We start from the raw sequence: 15314 nt of genomic DNA on the forward strand, positions 1-15314 counted from the left end.
TGCTCAAGTTTTCATTGCTTATATAACTTATGATTTTAAAATATTATATGTAAGGCCAATTGCACCAGAATTAAATGTTTTGTTTTCGATAAGTGAGAGGTTGCGTTTATATTCCGAGGCCTTAAACAAAGGCAGACCACTTCCTATAATAACTGGTGAAATAGTAATTTTAATGACATCAATTAAATCAAGTTCCATAAGAGCGTGTGCAAACCTAGGGCTACCTAAAATAACGATATCTCTACCTGGCTGTTTTTTTATGTTATTAATTTCTTCCTCAATATTTTCTTTTACTAATTTTGAATTATTCCATTCAGCTTTTTCAAGGGTCGTAGAAAATACAACCTTTGATGTCTCTTCAATCCATTTTGCATGTTCAATTTCATATTCTGATGCTTCCGGGTTAGAAGGTACTGATGTCCAATAGTTCTCCATCATTTGATATGTTCCTCTTCCCCATAACACTGTGTCTACAGTACTTAAAATTTCTCTAGCATGCTTTTCTAATTCTTCATTGTAAGATACCCATCCAATATCCATTTGACCATTTGGTCCTTCTACAAAACCATCTAAAGAAGAATGTAAAAATAAAATAACATTTCTCATAAAATCCTCCTATGTACTAAGTTATAGTTATTTTCTTTATTTATGTAAACAAGGAATTACTAACTTTTTTTATTGTTTAGAAGATAGTTTTCTTCTTAAATCATTTTCTTATATTTTTCACTTGGAAAAAACTAATATCAGGTTTTTCATGTCAAATCTTTGATAATTTCCCCATTTCTAAATTAATCAATACTATCAATCAGACATTAAAAAACAACGACAAAATTGTCGATCATGTTCTTCCTAACTCACCCGATTGTTTTTAAAGTTTATTGATTTTCTCCGCTAACTCTAAAATAATTCCTTCTGGGCCACGAACGTAGCATAACTTATAGCTTTCTTCATATTGCTGTATTTCACTAAATATTTCCGTGCCCTTCTCTTTCAATTTTGCAATAATAGCTTCAATATCTTCAACAGCAAAGCAAATATGTCGGATACCTAGTGTATTTGCAAGAGGTTTCTGTATATCTTTATCATCTGACGGTGTATAAAATTTGACTAGCTCGATCCATGCCTCACCATCTGGCATCCCCATTCCTACACATGCCGTTTTCACATTATTAAGCCCAACTATTCTGTCCAACATTTCTCCATCCAATTCCCATTCCGCTTTCACATCAAGTCCAAGGTCAATAAAAAACGCTTTAGCCTCTGAAAGATCGTTTACGTTTATACTCACATGATCTATTCTATTAATCACCCTATCTCATACCTCCTATGTACCTGTTATTTTCAATATCTGTATTGGTGTAAGGTTTGTTTGAAATTACAATTCGCTTAAAACAGAAAATATCCTTCTCAACAAACCTGCCTCCTTTATCTCAATTAAAAAACCAACTTTTCAGCCGATTGTGTTTTTCAACCAAAGCATTGCGTTAGTTTAATTAGAAATTACATTTAGATTAGAGAATTTATTGAACCTAGATGTAGCTTTAACAGTAATATATGTGATACTTATCGTGATTTTTTATCTGCTTCATCATGTGGATATTTATGAGGGATATTAATTTCCTTATTCATATAAAAAAAGCAGCATTTGCTGTTCTTATCCAAGATGAAGACTACCTTTTTTAATGAAAATTCTTTAATTCACTTTGGAAAATTAAGTTTAAAAGGATGATAATATGCAACTAGATATTGTTTTGTAAGCAATGCTAATTGTTTTTATGGGAACTTTTTTATTAAAAATAGCTGGAAGAAACTCTATTTCCAAATTAACAATCTCTGAAATTGTTTTAATGAGTACAATTGGCCCATTACTAAGTCGTCCAATTGAAAATAAGAGTATTTGGACTAGTGTAGGTGTTGCTTCTATTCTTATTCTGATTGTAATTGTATTTCAGTTTCTAAAAATAAAATATAAATCAATCGAATTATTACTAACTGGTAGATCAATCGTTATTATAGATGATGGAAACTTAAATTTAGAAAACATGAAAAAAATACGACTTACAACTGAAAATTTAATAATGCGTTTACACCAGTTAGGAAAACTTCAATTGAAGATGTAGCATGGGCTACTTTAGAAACTAATGGGCAAATAGGATATAAATTGAAGCCAAACTTACAACCTGCAACTAAACAAGACATTCAAAATTTAGTAAGATTAATTGAAACAAAAATTCCCGAGTCAAAGTGAATTTATTAAATTTTAAGCAAATTTTCACATACGAAAGGCGTGTAACTTAAACAATTAAATTTAAATCTACATATTTTATCATGTAATATTTTCTTTACCCAAAACACTTATTTTTTTAAGGGAAGCTCTTTATCTAGAGTTTCTCTATTTTTTATTTTTTGCTGAACTAACGCATGTCTTAGTTGGGTAAAAAAAGAGAATCCTCCAGAAAGGGATTCTCTACTTTGGGTTAATTTATATATTGGGCAAAGGCAAACAAGCTTGTAAAAAGAGAGAAACTCACAGAATAAGTTTCTCTAAAAAATAGGTGATATTGGTAAAAAATTAAAACAAGAAATGTAATATTATTATATAGAAATTAATATCAATTGTTTTAGTTATACGCCTTTTTATTTGGAAAATTAAGTAAATTTTATTTTAGTTGTATATTGACTTGTTAACGTCGTGCATGTCATGTTCTGTTCTAGTTTACATAAACACTCGTTATCGGCAATAAAAAAAGATTTTCATATAATGAAAATCCTTTTTTATTTATAACTTTCTACTTGAAATCCTAGTGGATAAAAATGAAGGGCTTTGTTTTAGACAGGAGTAATCTTGGCAGCTATTCTATCTAATGCTTCTTGAACTGTTGTTGGAGGGGGAGCTATCCAATCTCCTGGGTTAGACGGTGTATACGCTAATCCGAAAGCATCATCTACTCTAATTAAAGTTGTATTCGTACCTACAAGAGTTACCCTAGAACGAATAGGTATTGAATCAACTGTTGCTCTGACTCTTGTAATAACGCTATTAACTCCATTAACAATTAAACTCCCTGAATTAGGAAATGGATTGAAAATATTCTCCGTAATAGCAAAACTTGTTAAATTTAATGGATCGATTGGAATATGACCAGGTTGAACATTAACGATGACATTGCCATTTATACCCCCACCTACTAAATTAACTTGAGCATCCGTAGTCGCTTGGGAATTAATAGTAATATTTCCACTAGAAACGAAAGAAGAAAACATCACCATATTAATTCCATTTTGAGTATAACCAGAAGATAACTGTGAATCTCTTATACTTACTTGATTAACAGAGGTAGATAATGCCGTAAATGTTGGAGTAGGAGTGATGTTGACGCTGACAAAAAATAATTTACCTGAAACACTTTGCGCTGTTTGAAAGTTAAAATCGAGAGGGCTATTTAGTAATGTCAGATTGACAAACCCTGATCGTGGATCTTGTGAAAAATTTAAATCAAACCAAGATGGATCATTAATATCGAAAGGTATTTGCAATCTAGTTAATAAAGTACTAGTCCCTACTAATTGGACGTTAGCTTTTAAATGAATTAATGGTTCAATATAGCTACCTGGTCCAATAGAGATAGCATAACGTTTAGTTAAATTATTAGGATCTGGAAATGGTGCTATAGCATCCGTTATTGATGCCATTGCTGCAGTAACAGTTAAAAATGGTGCACATTCAGATCCGTCTGCAATTGAATCATTTCCAGCTTTGTTTACATAAACGATTCGCGTAGCGATCGGTGGAGGTTCAATGCAACCAGGTCCCGTTGCACCTGTTACCCCAGTAGCTCCTATTGGTCCCGTTGCCCCCGTTTCACCTGTCACCCCAGTAGCTCCTATTGGTCCTGTTGCACCTGTTGCACCTGTTGCGCCTTTAGCTCCCATTTTACCTCTTTTCCCTTCCTCGCCTTCTTTTCCTCTTTTCCCTCTCGCACCTGTAGGACCTGTAGGACCTATGAGAAATTCTCTGTCTTTATCTTTCAAATTATCACCTTACCTTTTATTATTTGATAGTTAAACTTGTCCAAATTCAACATCAATATATTAATATGTCTAAATGTAAAATCTTGCATATCGCTTTTGTCCCACTCTATTAATTTTTTTATATTATATAATATTTATTTCTAAATTAAATTGAAGATATTAAAGCAAAAAAAAGAGCTACAAAATTAAAATCCTTTTTGCTGCTTATTCAATTACAATGGGAGTACAATAAAAACTTCCATTCACTGTTGTGAATCTGAGGATTCATGTTTGGCTAACGCATGCTTTTGTTGAATTAATATATCGTGGAATCTTTTAAAGAAAATATAAATTTATAGAAGCGAGTGGTGAGATTGAACGCTAATATATTAATGGAATGGGAACAAAAGCACGATGCAAAAAATAGAACTATTAATGGATTTTGGGAATGCTTTAGGAAATGGCGAGAGGAAAAAAAGTAATACTACTTGGATACATTTAAAGGAAAGTTGTACTAAGAATTCATTCAAGTTAAAGAATGGTCTATTGAATTAAAGCATAGTTTTTCAAGGATTGAAGCGTTTGTGTTTTTTACTGTATATATTTATTACTTTGATAAAGAGAATGCCTGCTAAATACTAGCAATTGATCTATGTATTAGTTATATAATTTGATCGATTGTTTTAATTTTAAAATAAACGCGTTTAGACTCTCGTGTTTCATTAAGATAAAGATTTAAAAATTAACATTATCTTATATTTCCTCTTTATAAATTCAATTCGTTTTTGAGACTATGTAACTAGCTTAGTAATCCACTATGAAGCATATAATCAAAACGGTGATTCTGATGGTTACAAAATTATAAAGGAGAAGGCTGTTCTTTCTGGAGGAAATCTTCTTGCATTTATAAGCTATTCTTTTGTTCGAATTGATAAATTCAATGAAAGAGGTGAGTGCAATAAAATCATTTTTAAAACTAATCTCCATTTTGACTTTTGGTTTGGTTTTAGGTGGATGTAGCTCTTTGGCAGTTTATTACAATAATAAAGGATATAAAGAAGAACAACAGGGGAAGTATGACGCGGAGATTTCCCATTTAAACAAGGCAATAAAAAATGATCCTAATTTATGGGAAGCTTATAACAATCGCGGGCTATCGTATAATCACAAAAAAATGTACGATAAAGCAATTGCCGATTATAGTAAGGCGATTGAATTGAATCCGAAAAAATATAAGCCATATAGCAACCGCGGGCTTGCCTACTACAATCAGCATATGTATGATCAGGCCATTGCCGATTACAACAAGGCCATTGAGTTGAATTCAAAAGATTACATTTTATATTACAATCGAGGGCTTGCCTACTACGATCAGCAGATGTATGATCAGGCTATTTCCGATTACAACAAAGCCATTGATTTAAATCCGAAAGATTATTTGTCATATAACAATCGAGGGCTTACTTTTTACGATCAGCAGATGTATGATCAAGCCATTTCTGACTTAAACCAGGCTATAAAATTAAAACCTGATTATGCAACATCATATAGTAATCTTGGGCTTGTCTATCTGGATAAACAAATGTACGATGTGGCTATTTCTGATTTTGATAAAGCTATTGAATTAAATCCGAAACATTATAAGGCCTATAACAATCGCGGGCTTGCCTATTACTATAAACACATGTATGATCAAGCAGTTTCCGATTATAACAAGGCCATTAGTTTGAATTCAAAATTTTATCTGGCCTATAACAACCGGGGGCTTGTCTTTTACGATAAGCAAATGTATAAACAGGCCATTTCTGATTACAACAAAGCCATTGATTTAAATCAAAAAGACTACCTGGTATATGACAATCGGGGGCTTACTTATTATCATATGCAGATGTTCGATCAGGCCATTTCTGATTACAGCAAGGCCATCGATTTAAATCAAAAAGATTACCTCGTATATAACGACCGCGGGCTTGCTTATCAAAGCAAGCAGATGTATGATCAGGCCATTTCTGATTACACCAAAGCCATTGATTTGAATCCGAAAGATTACCAAGTTTTTGACAACCGTGGGTATGCCTATCTCAGTAAGCAGATGTACGATCAAGCCATTGCCGATTTCAACAAGGCGATTGATTTAAATCCAAAAAATTACCTCGTATATGACGACCGCGGGCTTGCTTATTACTATAAGCAGATGTATGATCAGGCCATTGCCGATTTCAGCAAGTCAATTGAATTGAATCCCCAATTTAAACTTGCTTACAGTGATCGCGGAAATGCTTACCTTAAAAAAGGCATGAACAAAGAAGCGACACAGGATTTTAATAAAGCAAAGTAATCTTTATTTATTCAATAATAAAAGGAGTAGGAATTTGACCTACTCCTTTACTTTGTTCTCAGTTTTTTTGCACTAAACCAAAATAATGTAAAGAAGATATCAATTTCTAAAAATAAATTGTTCAATTGTCCAGTTTTTCATTTTCCTTTCATTATTATGTGTGATTATACAAATGTACTTTAATTCAATAGAAAGGAATTCAATTATGGAGACAAAACAAAAGACAATAAATACTATGCTTAACAAGGTACCAGAAGTTACAATATTTTTCTGGATTATTAAAGTTCTATGTACAACTGTTGGTGAAACATTTGCTGATTTCTTGAATTTTAACGTTGGTTTAGGTTTAGGACTTACAACAGTCCTTATGGGTGTTGCATTTTTTATCTCTTTATTTTTTCAATTCAAGGCAAAGAAATATGTTCCAAGTATTTATTGGATCACTGTTGTACTAATAAGTGTATTCGGTACATTGGTAACTGATAATTTGACTGACGCGATTGGCGTACCTCTTGAAACAAGTACGATTGTATTCTCCGCGCTACTTGCATTAACGTTTCTATTTTGGTTTCTTAGTGAAAAAACACTTTCTATCCATTCAATTTTCACAAGAAAAAGAGAAATATTTTATTGGTTAGCGATTCTTTTTACTTTTGCACTAGGTACTGCTGTTGGGGATTTATATTCTGAACAACTTGGACTAGGGTATTTTAAAACTGGTGTAACAGTTATTGTGATCATACTTTGTGTATTCTTAGCCTGGAAGTTTTTAAAACTTGATGGAATGTTAGGGTTCTGGATTGCATACATTCTTACACGTCCACTTGGAGCATCACTAGGAGATTATTTATCACAACCAAAAGTGAATGGTGGTTTAGGTTTAGGAACAACAAGTACAAGTATCATTTTTCTGGTCGCAATTTTAGGAATCATTGTTTTCCTTGCTGTTTCAAAAATTGATATTTCATTATATATTGAAAAAATAGATGAAAATAAAACTAAAAATAATATAATGACACAAACTATTTTAGCACTGTGTATTTTCTTAGCTGTTGGTATTGGCGGTTATATTAAATTATCATCCAATACTGGTTCTACTGAAACAACATTATCTGGTCAATTAACAGATTTTGCAACAATAGAAAATAAAATGTTGTCGGATGTGAACTCAAAGAATTTTAATTTAGCTAAAAAAGATGCTGACAATTTGGAACATCAATGGGATACTTCAGAGGCTAAACTTAGAAAAATAGATAGTACTTCGTGGACTAAAATTGATGGTACGATTGACGTTGTATTAGCAGCGGCTCGTACATCAACCCCAGATGTAAATAAATGTAAAACGGCAATTAATCATTCTCTTGATGTAATAAACGCTACAAATAAATAAAATAATGATTTAGGAAAAAGCATTTCTTGTATGAGAAATGCTTTTTCTTTTTGTCAAAAAGATTGTATATTCAATATCAATAATAATATAATAAAAAACAACAGATATTTATTGTAAAACGATAAATAATATGTTAAATTCATATTGTCATTAAATAAGTGAGGTACTAAATATGAATGGTAAAAGAAGTTCAACTACTTTCTTAAAGGCAATTATTTTTCTCGCTGGAATTGCAGTGCTTGCTTTATGTATATTTTTGGTACCCCATTTTGGGAATTTCGCAGCAAAAATGTATCCAAATATTGCAGCAATGAAATATCTCGTTTTCATCGTTTTGTATGGAGCTGCTGTGCCCTTTTATTTTGCTCTTTATCAGGCTTTCAATCTTTTACGGTACATTGACGACAACACAGCGTTCTCGGAATTATCTGTAAAGGCGTTAAAAAACATAAAGTACTGTGCGGTTGCAATTAGTGTTATCTATGTATTAGGTATGCCACTCTTTCATTTTATAGCGAAGAAAGTTGACCCTCCTATTGGATTTTTGGGACTGATCATCATTTTTGCTTCGTTGGTTATCGCCGTTTTTGCTGCTATCCTCCAACAGCTTCTACAAGAAGCAATTAACATAAAATCAGAAAATGATTTAACGGTCTGAGGTGGATGGTATGGCAATAATTATTAATATCGATGTGATGTTAGCAAAACGAAAAATGAGCGTAACGGAGCTTTCAGAAAAAGTTGGGATTACGATGGCGAATCTCTCCATTTTGAAAAATGGAAAAGCAAAAGCGGTTCGTTTTTCAACATTAGAAGCAATCTGTAAGACATTGGATTGTCAGCCAGGTGATATTTTGGAGTACAAAATCGACGAAGACACTCAATAAAAACATACAAGAAAATTATTTAACTAACTGGAATCAATAGAGAATTTAAGGGATAGCTTAATTGCTATCCCTTCTTTACGTTTTTCAATAATAAACATTTACGGATGCTTTATATCTAATACTACTGCCATTTCTTTCCCATATCGATCGCCTTGATCAATGAATCCTAGACTTGAATATAAATTATGTGCTCCTAGGTTTTCAGGGTGATATCCTACAACAATTCTTTTGGCACTTGTTTGTTTAATCATCTCATCGATCATTAACTGTGTAGCAATTTTGCCAAGTCCTTTTTGTTGAAAATTCTTATCTACCATTATTCTATATATCCAATAGCCATCCAGCTCTTCTTCAATCGTATTAAACATTAAAAATCCTACCGTTTTACCTTCAAAATCAATAGCAAACGGCTTTAGTGAAGGTTCAAATTTCGATTGAGCAATAGAGATTGCATTCGGTTCGATGTGACTCTTTTGTTCCTCAGATACCTCTAGTAGACAGCATTCATACCAATTTTCTGCATTTAGTTCCACAAGTTCTACGTTTCTGTTCTGCATAGTTTCTCCTTTGTTACAATTATTTGAGCCAATTTACTCTAATTCATAATTTTAACAAATTTTTCCAATATTTAATTGAGACGTTTATCCTAATTCAACTATTCTCTTCATTCAAAATAAATGTACATAGTAAACAAAAAAATAACCTCTCATCACTGAGTGGCTATTTCTTTAACAATTTCAATAAATTTTTTACTAATATTAGAAAGCTTTTTGTTTTTTGGATAGATTACCCATAAATCCTTTACAACGTATTCATTATTTTCTTTGTAAGGAATAGATTTTAAGTTTCCATTTAGAATGTACGGATGAAATTTAGCGCCTGACTCATGAGAATATACAAATACATTATGTTCTCTAACAGCCTCTGTAAGTATATTCATACTGTTTGTCGTTACTCTTATTTTATTTTTATTTTCTTTAATTAATTTAGAATAATAATAATCGGAATAGATTGAATAGCACGCTGTATCCATTTCTAATACATCAGCTTTTGTTACGTAGTCAAGATGGTAGAGTGGAGAGTTTTTTCCTACAATAACGTGAACACGATCAGTCCGAATGATTTCATAGTTAATATTTTTTTCACTCTTTAGTATCTCTAAATCTTGAGGAAAAAAACAAAAATCATATTCAGTGTGTTTAATTGTTTCCATTATTAATGGTGGATCTTTTTCCTCGATTTCAATCGTTACATTTGAATGATCTTCTTTAATTCTGTTCAATGCTCGAAGAAGTACAGCTGCAAAAGTAGGAGCTGCTACTATTTTCAAATGAATCTTTTTATTATTTTTATAATCATACAACTCTTCATTTAACTTATTGATAATTTCTAACACTTCACTAGCTCTATTTATTAAAATCTTTCCTTCTTCTGTTGGAAATGTCCCTTTTCTTGAACGGTTAAAAATACTTATTCCCATTTCATGCTCTAATTGGGAGATCGATTGACTTAGTCCTGAACTTGTAATATGCAATTTTTCTGCAGCTTTAATGATTGATTTCTCGCTTGCAACTTTCACGATGTATTCCATTTGCTCGAAATTCATAAATTCTCCTCGAATAAGAGTATACACACTTATATTTTCTTTCAATTGAAGTTGTATACATTCTAGCACGAAAAAGTGGGACAATTCAAAAACGAATCATCTGTATACGCCTAAAGTGGGAGAATTCGTCTTCTACTCTTTTTGTTCAACTTTTGCATGCGTACGTTCAACAAAAATTAAAAAGAGAGAAACTCGTTGGTGAAAGAGTTTCTCTAAAATAATTGAATAATAGGTGATATTGGTAAAAAACAAAAACAAGAAAGTAATCTTACTCAATTATTATATAAAAATTAATTTTAATTGTTTTAGTTATACGCCTTTAATATGGAAAAATTTTACATTATTTATACAAATTCTCTTCAATATCTACTTTGATATAAAATTCCTTACATAACTAAACTGCCATTATGTTGAAAAAAAACTCTTTATAAAAACAATTCCATTTCACTATCTTTTTTAGTAAAGCCCATTTTTTTATATAGTGGCCGTCCATCCTCTGAAGCATGCAGCCAAACTCGCTTAACTCCATTTTTTTTACATTCATAGATACATTTTTCAAGCAATTTTCTAGCTAATCCTTTACCACGAAACTCAGAGACTGTGTACATATTTAGAATATAAGCTTCAATCCCTTGTAAATTCTCTAAATAAGGTGGTCTTTTAAATAAGACCATCCCACTAATACTAACTGGTACTCCGTTATTTACTACCATAAAGGATATAAATTCATTTTTTGAAAGTGCAGTATTCAAATATTCCCTTGTTGAAGTTTCGATCAGTTTGTCCTCTTCATGAGACTTCAGTTCTCCCAGTTCATTTAAAAGCTTCAATCGTAAACTTATTACTTGCTCAATTTGTTCATGAGTTACTTTGATAATATTGAACAATTAGTCACTTCCTTTTTTCTGATTTTCTATAAGTAAGTAAAAATCTCCAAGCATTAATTTGAATGATATCTAGAATTGTATGTGCATCAAAGAAAAATGATTAAATAGGTCGTCAAATATTTAAATCCTTCTAACCAGCTCCCACTAAACTTTCTCAGAAAAATACTTATTCATCTTATATAAAAGGCTTTGTCTAGATATCCCAAGCTTTCTAGATGCTTTTGCATGCTGACCAAGTGAATCATCAAGAGCTTTTAATATGTACTTTCTCTCAATCTGATCTAAAATTTCTGGTAAAGGCAGATCGTTATTCACTGATTCAATTAAATTTTCATTCTTCATTTCACTATTTCTCTTGGAAAGTCCTCAATTACAGGAGTTTCACCGTTACATAAGACGACTGCACTTTCAATTGCAATTTCTAGATTATAAAGTATTACTTTTATATTTGTTATAATATTGATCCATAAAAAAAGATACCTAAATTTGGCATCTAAAATTAAAACCGAACAAATATCCCAGTCTTATCATCAGAATGAGTCTTACTTTTCAACTCTTCCATTTCTAATCCTTTTGAATAATCTTCCAAACCGATTTCCTTGATTAGCTTATATACATGCAATAATTCAAACTTCGGATGAAATAAACCATCACTGATTAGTAAAACTGACTTTAAATTTTTAGTATCAATAGATCCCAATTGAATATAGTTTCCGACAGCTTCGGTTCCATTTGCAACTGAATAACCATCAACTGTATTAGCCATGCTTCGATTATAAATAAGTTGATTTTTAATAGACTGGTAGTATGATTCATCTGGTAAAATCAGCCCTTTTTTTCTATCCTTTTCACGCCTTTTTTTTGCCCTAATACTAATGTCCTTCACAGTATCTTTAGTCAGAGTTTTAATTTCCCCACTATGGTATTCTGCTAAAATCATACAATCCCCAAGTTGAGCAAATGATATCTTTTGCTTATCAATTTTTATAATGGCAACGCATGTAGACCACCGTTCCTCTGGACGGTTTATATCTATTTTATTTATTTTCATTTCTTCCATCAGTCTTCGATTTGCTAGAATAATTCCTTCAGATAAAGTCATTTCAGCCCTATAATGATTTTTAAAATACTTCCTAAATAAATTTGAAGCAATATATGCACCATTCATGCTATCAGCATTTTTAAATGGAGTAATTGGTGTTGCTCCATCAAATACCCCATATACATTTATTTCGTTGTTTACTACCATTGCATCCTCGGACACATTTTTTGAAAGAGATATTCTAGCAGTAGTACTAATCTCCATATTTTAATCACCACCAAACAAATGAATTTGCAGGTCTTTAAATTAATATGGAACACAAAAAGGATTATGTACTTTTTCTATTTTAATTCTTAAAAATTTGGCTTTATTATCAAAGCTGTGTAGAACCCACTATTTCCACGATTGGCAATAGTTTCCAAAATTTAACAAATTTTCATACAAATGAAATATCTCGTTAACAAAAACTGATTATACTTAAACATTGTTGCTTGTAAGACAACCAAATACAAAAAAAGAAGGTGTATCATGAAAAAACGTATTCAATCCAAAAAGCTATTATCATTAGTTGCAGGAAGTGCTCTCGCAATCACATCATTATTTGGCAATTATCAAACAGCATTCGCATGGTCTGACGAGGATGTTCACAATCAAGATCATAGTACACATCATTTCATCGTAAATGGAGGTGTCAAACTTATAGCTGATAATACGAATCCTGCAATCAACAAGCCTACTACACTGCTTAATCAGTTTCGAGATCGTTGGGAACAAGGCTTATACGATGCGGATCACATTAATCCTTTTTATGATACGGGCACATTTATGTCTCACTTTTATGATCCAGACACACAAACAAATTATACGGGAGTTTCTTATCCAACAGCTCGTCAATCAGGAGCGAAGTATTTTAATCTAGCATCGGATTACTATAAAAAAGGCGATTTTTACAATGCATTCTACTACTTTGGAGTGTCTTTACACTATTTTACAGATGTAACCCAGCCTCTACATGCTTCAAATATTTCCAATCTAGATCATAACGCACCCGGCTATCATTCGAAGTTTGAAAATTATGCGGAAAGTATTCAAAGTCAAATGACGGTGCCAAATTCAGGTTTATATAATTGGATTTCTTCGACTGATCCTGAAGCATGGATTCATCAAGCTGCGGTACAAGCAAAATCCGTTTTACCTCAAATTTGGAATGATACGATCATTAATTACTTCTGGCAAGCAGCTTACAGTAATTATTATTCTGCTATGTGGAAAAACGAGGTAAAAAATCCGACTCTTGTTCAGTTAAATCAAGCTGAACGAGAGACTGCTGGATTCATAGATATGTTTTTTCGCGTAAACGGTGTAGAAATGCCTGTGACGGTATATAAGGAAAATGCTTTTGGCGGTGCTTCAGAAATACTTGGATCCGGTAATTATGATTACGATCAGCTTGTAAAAGGGATTGGTAATGATACCATTTCTTCTATCCATATTGCACCAGGCTATCAAGTCACTTTATTTTCCGATGCAAATTATAAAGGAGCGTCGATTGTTCTGACAAATGATGTGAATGATTTAGGCAACTTTAATCATCAAGTATCAAGCTTAAAAATCGTGAAGATCTCTGCAATTTCTAAGTAATCTAAAGGCAACGGAAAAGCTGGAAGTTATAGATGTTCAAATGCAACTAGCACACATTATACATAAGACTATTTAAAGGAATATAAAAAATTATTTAAAAATAGTATAGTCCTATCGGATAAGTCGTCATATAATAGTAAAGGTATTATTTATACGAAAAAAGTGAGGTGGAACATTTTTATGGGTAGTCCCAGTATAGGTGAGTCGGATAATTTACCGACGACATCAGAGGAAGTCATACAATTGAATATCCGAGGAGGATTACATCATAAAAATGTAGTCCAACTTTTATAAGCTTTTGAAGACTTCCTCTAGAAAAGAGGAGGTTGGAAACATGGTACACAACATTTGGAAGCAAATTTATGTTAAAAAACAAGTTGAAAAACCAAAAAAAATTCAAGGGTTTGATATTGATCTAAACCATGAAAACTTATCACGAATTGACCGATTAGTGGATCGTTATGAGTCAGAAATTCTGCAACATTTAAATAGTGATTACACCCAACGAACAAAATTGTCTGAGAGAATCGCAGATAAAATTGCGCAATTTGGTGGTAGTTGGAAATTTATTATTTGGTTTAGTTGTACACTTGCAGTATGGATGATTTGGAATAGCCTATCATTCACAAAAGCTTTTCATTTTGACTCTGCACCTTTTATCTTGTTGAACTTATGTCTATCTTTTATTGCGGCATTTCAAGCACCAGTCATTATGATGAGTCAAAACCGTCAAGCAGCACGCGATAAGCATGAATCCGTTATCGATTTTGCAATAAATTATAAAGCTGAACAAGAGATTGGTGACATGCAAAGTCGTCTAACCAATATTGAAAATCAATTAGCAGAGATTAGAGATTTACTTAAACAAAAAAATTAAAGATATTGATATAAATTGATCACTATATAGTCTTCTTATCCCCTTTATTATAGACAGTCAAAAGGATTGTCCTATTTTATGAAGGGGATTTTTTGAGGAAAAATTGGTCTACATATGAGTGACAGTTCAATATAAGCTTCCTCATTTAGCTAAAAATTAAAAGAACAATTAGCCTCAATTGACTGCTTGTTCTTTCTTAAACAGAAGTGGTGAATACATGATTTTTCAGGTCATAATTAATTATTTTTTCTAATTAGATGCTCGCTTATTCTTGCCTACTGTTGATGCTCAACCTTATTTTGTAAATTTTGTGTAATCTGGCAATCTTTCACAATGAAATTTGATTTATTTTTCCATATTAGTGATATACTTAAATTATTAAATCCCTATTATAGGAGGAATGAAAAATGAACGAACAAGAATTAAAAGAATATCGTACAAATGTCATTTCATCACTAGAGGAAGAAATCGCTCACTACCAAAACTTAATCAAACTAACAAGACATAGCAGACTGAAAGAAAGCCATACATATAATCTTAAGTTCATGCAAGAATTATTAGACGCTGAAAAAGCTGATCAAAATAAATGATTAAGAGGTACCTTCTAAGTGGAAGGTGCCTTTTTTAATTGTGAG

At 32.0% G+C, this 15314-nt stretch carries 16 protein-coding genes; 8 read left to right on the forward strand and 8 right to left on the reverse strand.

Annotation, left to right across the window (positions count from 1 at the left end):
* Positions 1–27 precede the first annotated feature (27 nt).
* Positions 28–606, reverse strand: coding sequence for a dihydrofolate reductase family protein (locus BM319_RS10595; protein WP_091022536.1), 579 nt, complete (start codon positions 604–606; stop codon positions 28–30).
* Between the two features lie 262 nt (positions 607–868).
* Complete coding sequence (locus tag BM319_RS10600; protein ID WP_091022538.1) at positions 869–1309, reverse strand: VOC family protein; 441 nt, start codon at positions 1307–1309, stop codon at positions 869–871.
* Positions 1310–1775: 466 nt separating this feature from the next.
* On the opposite strand from BM319_RS10600, the gene BM319_RS10605 reads away from it, so the two are divergent.
* A complete protein-coding gene (locus BM319_RS10605) occupies positions 1776–2120 on the forward strand; it encodes a YetF domain-containing protein (protein WP_217648346.1) in 345 nt (114 codons plus the stop codon).
* 709 nt (positions 2121–2829) lie between these two features.
* Here the strand turns inward: BM319_RS10605 and BM319_RS10615 are convergent.
* On the reverse strand, positions 2830–4032 hold the full coding sequence (locus BM319_RS10615) for an exosporium leader peptide (protein WP_286143723.1): 1203 nt from the start codon (positions 4030–4032) through the stop codon (positions 2830–2832).
* 1003 nt (positions 4033–5035) lie between these two features.
* Between BM319_RS10615 and BM319_RS10620 the strand changes: the two genes are divergently transcribed.
* The 4 genes from BM319_RS10620 (at position 5036) to BM319_RS10635 (ending at position 8626) form a co-directional block, all read left to right on the forward strand.
* Complete coding sequence (locus BM319_RS10620) at positions 5036–6349, forward strand: tetratricopeptide repeat protein (protein ID WP_217648347.1); 1314 nt, start codon at positions 5036–5038, stop codon at positions 6347–6349.
* Positions 6350–6554: 205 nt separating this feature from the next.
* Positions 6555–7739, forward strand: a complete 1185-nt coding sequence (locus tag BM319_RS10625) for a COG4705 family protein (protein WP_025568716.1) — start codon at positions 6555–6557, stop codon at positions 7737–7739.
* A gap of 172 nt (positions 7740–7911) precedes the next feature.
* Positions 7912–8397, forward strand: a complete 486-nt coding sequence (locus BM319_RS10630) for a DUF2975 domain-containing protein (RefSeq protein ID WP_025568715.1) — start codon at positions 7912–7914, stop codon at positions 8395–8397.
* A 10-nt stretch (positions 8398–8407) separates the two neighbouring features.
* Positions 8408–8626, forward strand: a complete 219-nt coding sequence (locus BM319_RS10635; protein WP_025568714.1) for a helix-turn-helix domain-containing protein — start codon at positions 8408–8410, stop codon at positions 8624–8626.
* 98 nt (positions 8627–8724) lie between these two features.
* On the opposite strand, the gene BM319_RS10640 is transcribed toward BM319_RS10635, so the two are convergent.
* The 5 genes from BM319_RS10640 to BM319_RS10660 all read right to left on the reverse strand — a co-directional run bounded on the left by BM319_RS10640 (position 8725) and on the right by BM319_RS10660 (position 12425).
* Entirely contained in the window at positions 8725–9183 is a 459-nt protein-coding gene (locus tag BM319_RS10640; protein WP_025568713.1) for a GNAT family N-acetyltransferase, read from the reverse strand.
* Positions 9184–9335: 152 nt separating this feature from the next.
* Entirely contained in the window at positions 9336–10232 is an 897-nt protein-coding gene (locus BM319_RS10645; protein ID WP_025568712.1) for a LysR family transcriptional regulator, read from the reverse strand.
* A gap of 425 nt (positions 10233–10657) precedes the next feature.
* A complete protein-coding gene (locus BM319_RS10650; protein ID WP_025568711.1) occupies positions 10658–11119 on the reverse strand; it encodes a GNAT family N-acetyltransferase in 462 nt (153 codons plus the stop codon).
* 144 nt (positions 11120–11263) lie between these two features.
* On the reverse strand, positions 11264–11461 hold the full coding sequence (locus BM319_RS10655; RefSeq protein WP_025568710.1) for a helix-turn-helix domain-containing protein: 198 nt from the start codon (positions 11459–11461) through the stop codon (positions 11264–11266).
* A 157-nt stretch (positions 11462–11618) separates the two neighbouring features.
* Entirely contained in the window at positions 11619–12425 is an 807-nt protein-coding gene (locus tag BM319_RS10660; protein ID WP_025568709.1) for a protein phosphatase 2C domain-containing protein, read from the reverse strand.
* Between the two features lie 264 nt (positions 12426–12689).
* On the opposite strand from BM319_RS10660, the gene BM319_RS10665 reads away from it, so the two are divergent.
* The 3 genes from BM319_RS10665 (at position 12690) to BM319_RS10675 (ending at position 15269) form a co-directional block, all read left to right on the forward strand.
* A complete protein-coding gene (locus BM319_RS10665) occupies positions 12690–13802 on the forward strand; it encodes a zinc dependent phospholipase C family protein (protein ID WP_025568708.1) in 1113 nt (370 codons plus the stop codon).
* Positions 13803–14136: 334 nt separating this feature from the next.
* The gene (locus tag BM319_RS10670; protein WP_025568706.1) at positions 14137–14679 is read left to right on the forward strand and encodes a DUF1003 domain-containing protein; all 543 of its coding nucleotides are present in this window, start codon (positions 14137–14139) and stop codon (positions 14677–14679) included.
* A 407-nt stretch (positions 14680–15086) separates the two neighbouring features.
* Entirely contained in the window at positions 15087–15269 is a 183-nt protein-coding gene (locus tag BM319_RS10675; RefSeq protein ID WP_025568705.1) for a hypothetical protein, read from the forward strand.
* The last annotated feature ends 45 nt before the right edge of the window (positions 15270–15314 follow it).

The sequence above is a fragment of the Bacillus sp. UNCCL81 genome (genome assembly GCF_900112535.1).
GTDB lineage: Bacteria > Bacillota > Bacilli > Bacillales > Bacillaceae_G > Gottfriedia > Gottfriedia luciferensis_B.

Bases quoted from the DNA above. Each gene is read 5' to 3' on its own strand.
- BM319_RS10630 (WP_025568715.1), top strand. From the start codon at position 7,912: ATGAATGGTAAAAGAAGTTCAACTACTTTCTTAAAGGCAATTATTTTT.
- BM319_RS10625 (WP_025568716.1), top strand. From the start codon at position 6,555: ATGGAGACAAAACAAAAGACAATAAATACTATGCTTAACAAGGTACCA.
- BM319_RS10640 (WP_025568713.1), bottom strand. From the start codon at position 9,183: ATGCAGAACAGAAACGTAGAACTTGTGGAACTAAATGCAGAAAATTGG.
- BM319_RS10605 (WP_217648346.1), top strand. From the start codon at position 1,776: ATGGGAACTTTTTTATTAAAAATAGCTGGAAGAAACTCTATTTCCAAA.
- BM319_RS10665 (WP_025568708.1), top strand. From the start codon at position 12,690: ATGAAAAAACGTATTCAATCCAAAAAGCTATTATCATTAGTTGCAGGA.
- BM319_RS10670 (WP_025568706.1), top strand. From the start codon at position 14,137: ATGGTACACAACATTTGGAAGCAAATTTATGTTAAAAAACAAGTTGAA.
- BM319_RS10595 (WP_091022536.1), bottom strand. From the start codon at position 606: ATGAGAAATGTTATTTTATTTTTACATTCTTCTTTAGATGGTTTTGTA.
- BM319_RS10635 (WP_025568714.1), top strand. From the start codon at position 8,408: ATGGCAATAATTATTAATATCGATGTGATGTTAGCAAAACGAAAAATG.
- BM319_RS10675 (WP_025568705.1), top strand. From the start codon at position 15,087: ATGAACGAACAAGAATTAAAAGAATATCGTACAAATGTCATTTCATCA.
- BM319_RS10660 (WP_025568709.1), bottom strand. From the start codon at position 12,425: ATGGAGATTAGTACTACTGCTAGAATATCTCTTTCAAAAAATGTGTCC.
- BM319_RS10655 (WP_025568710.1), bottom strand. From the start codon at position 11,461: ATGAAGAATGAAAATTTAATTGAATCAGTGAATAACGATCTGCCTTTA.
- BM319_RS10645 (WP_025568712.1), bottom strand. From the start codon at position 10,232: ATGAATTTCGAGCAAATGGAATACATCGTGAAAGTTGCAAGCGAGAAA.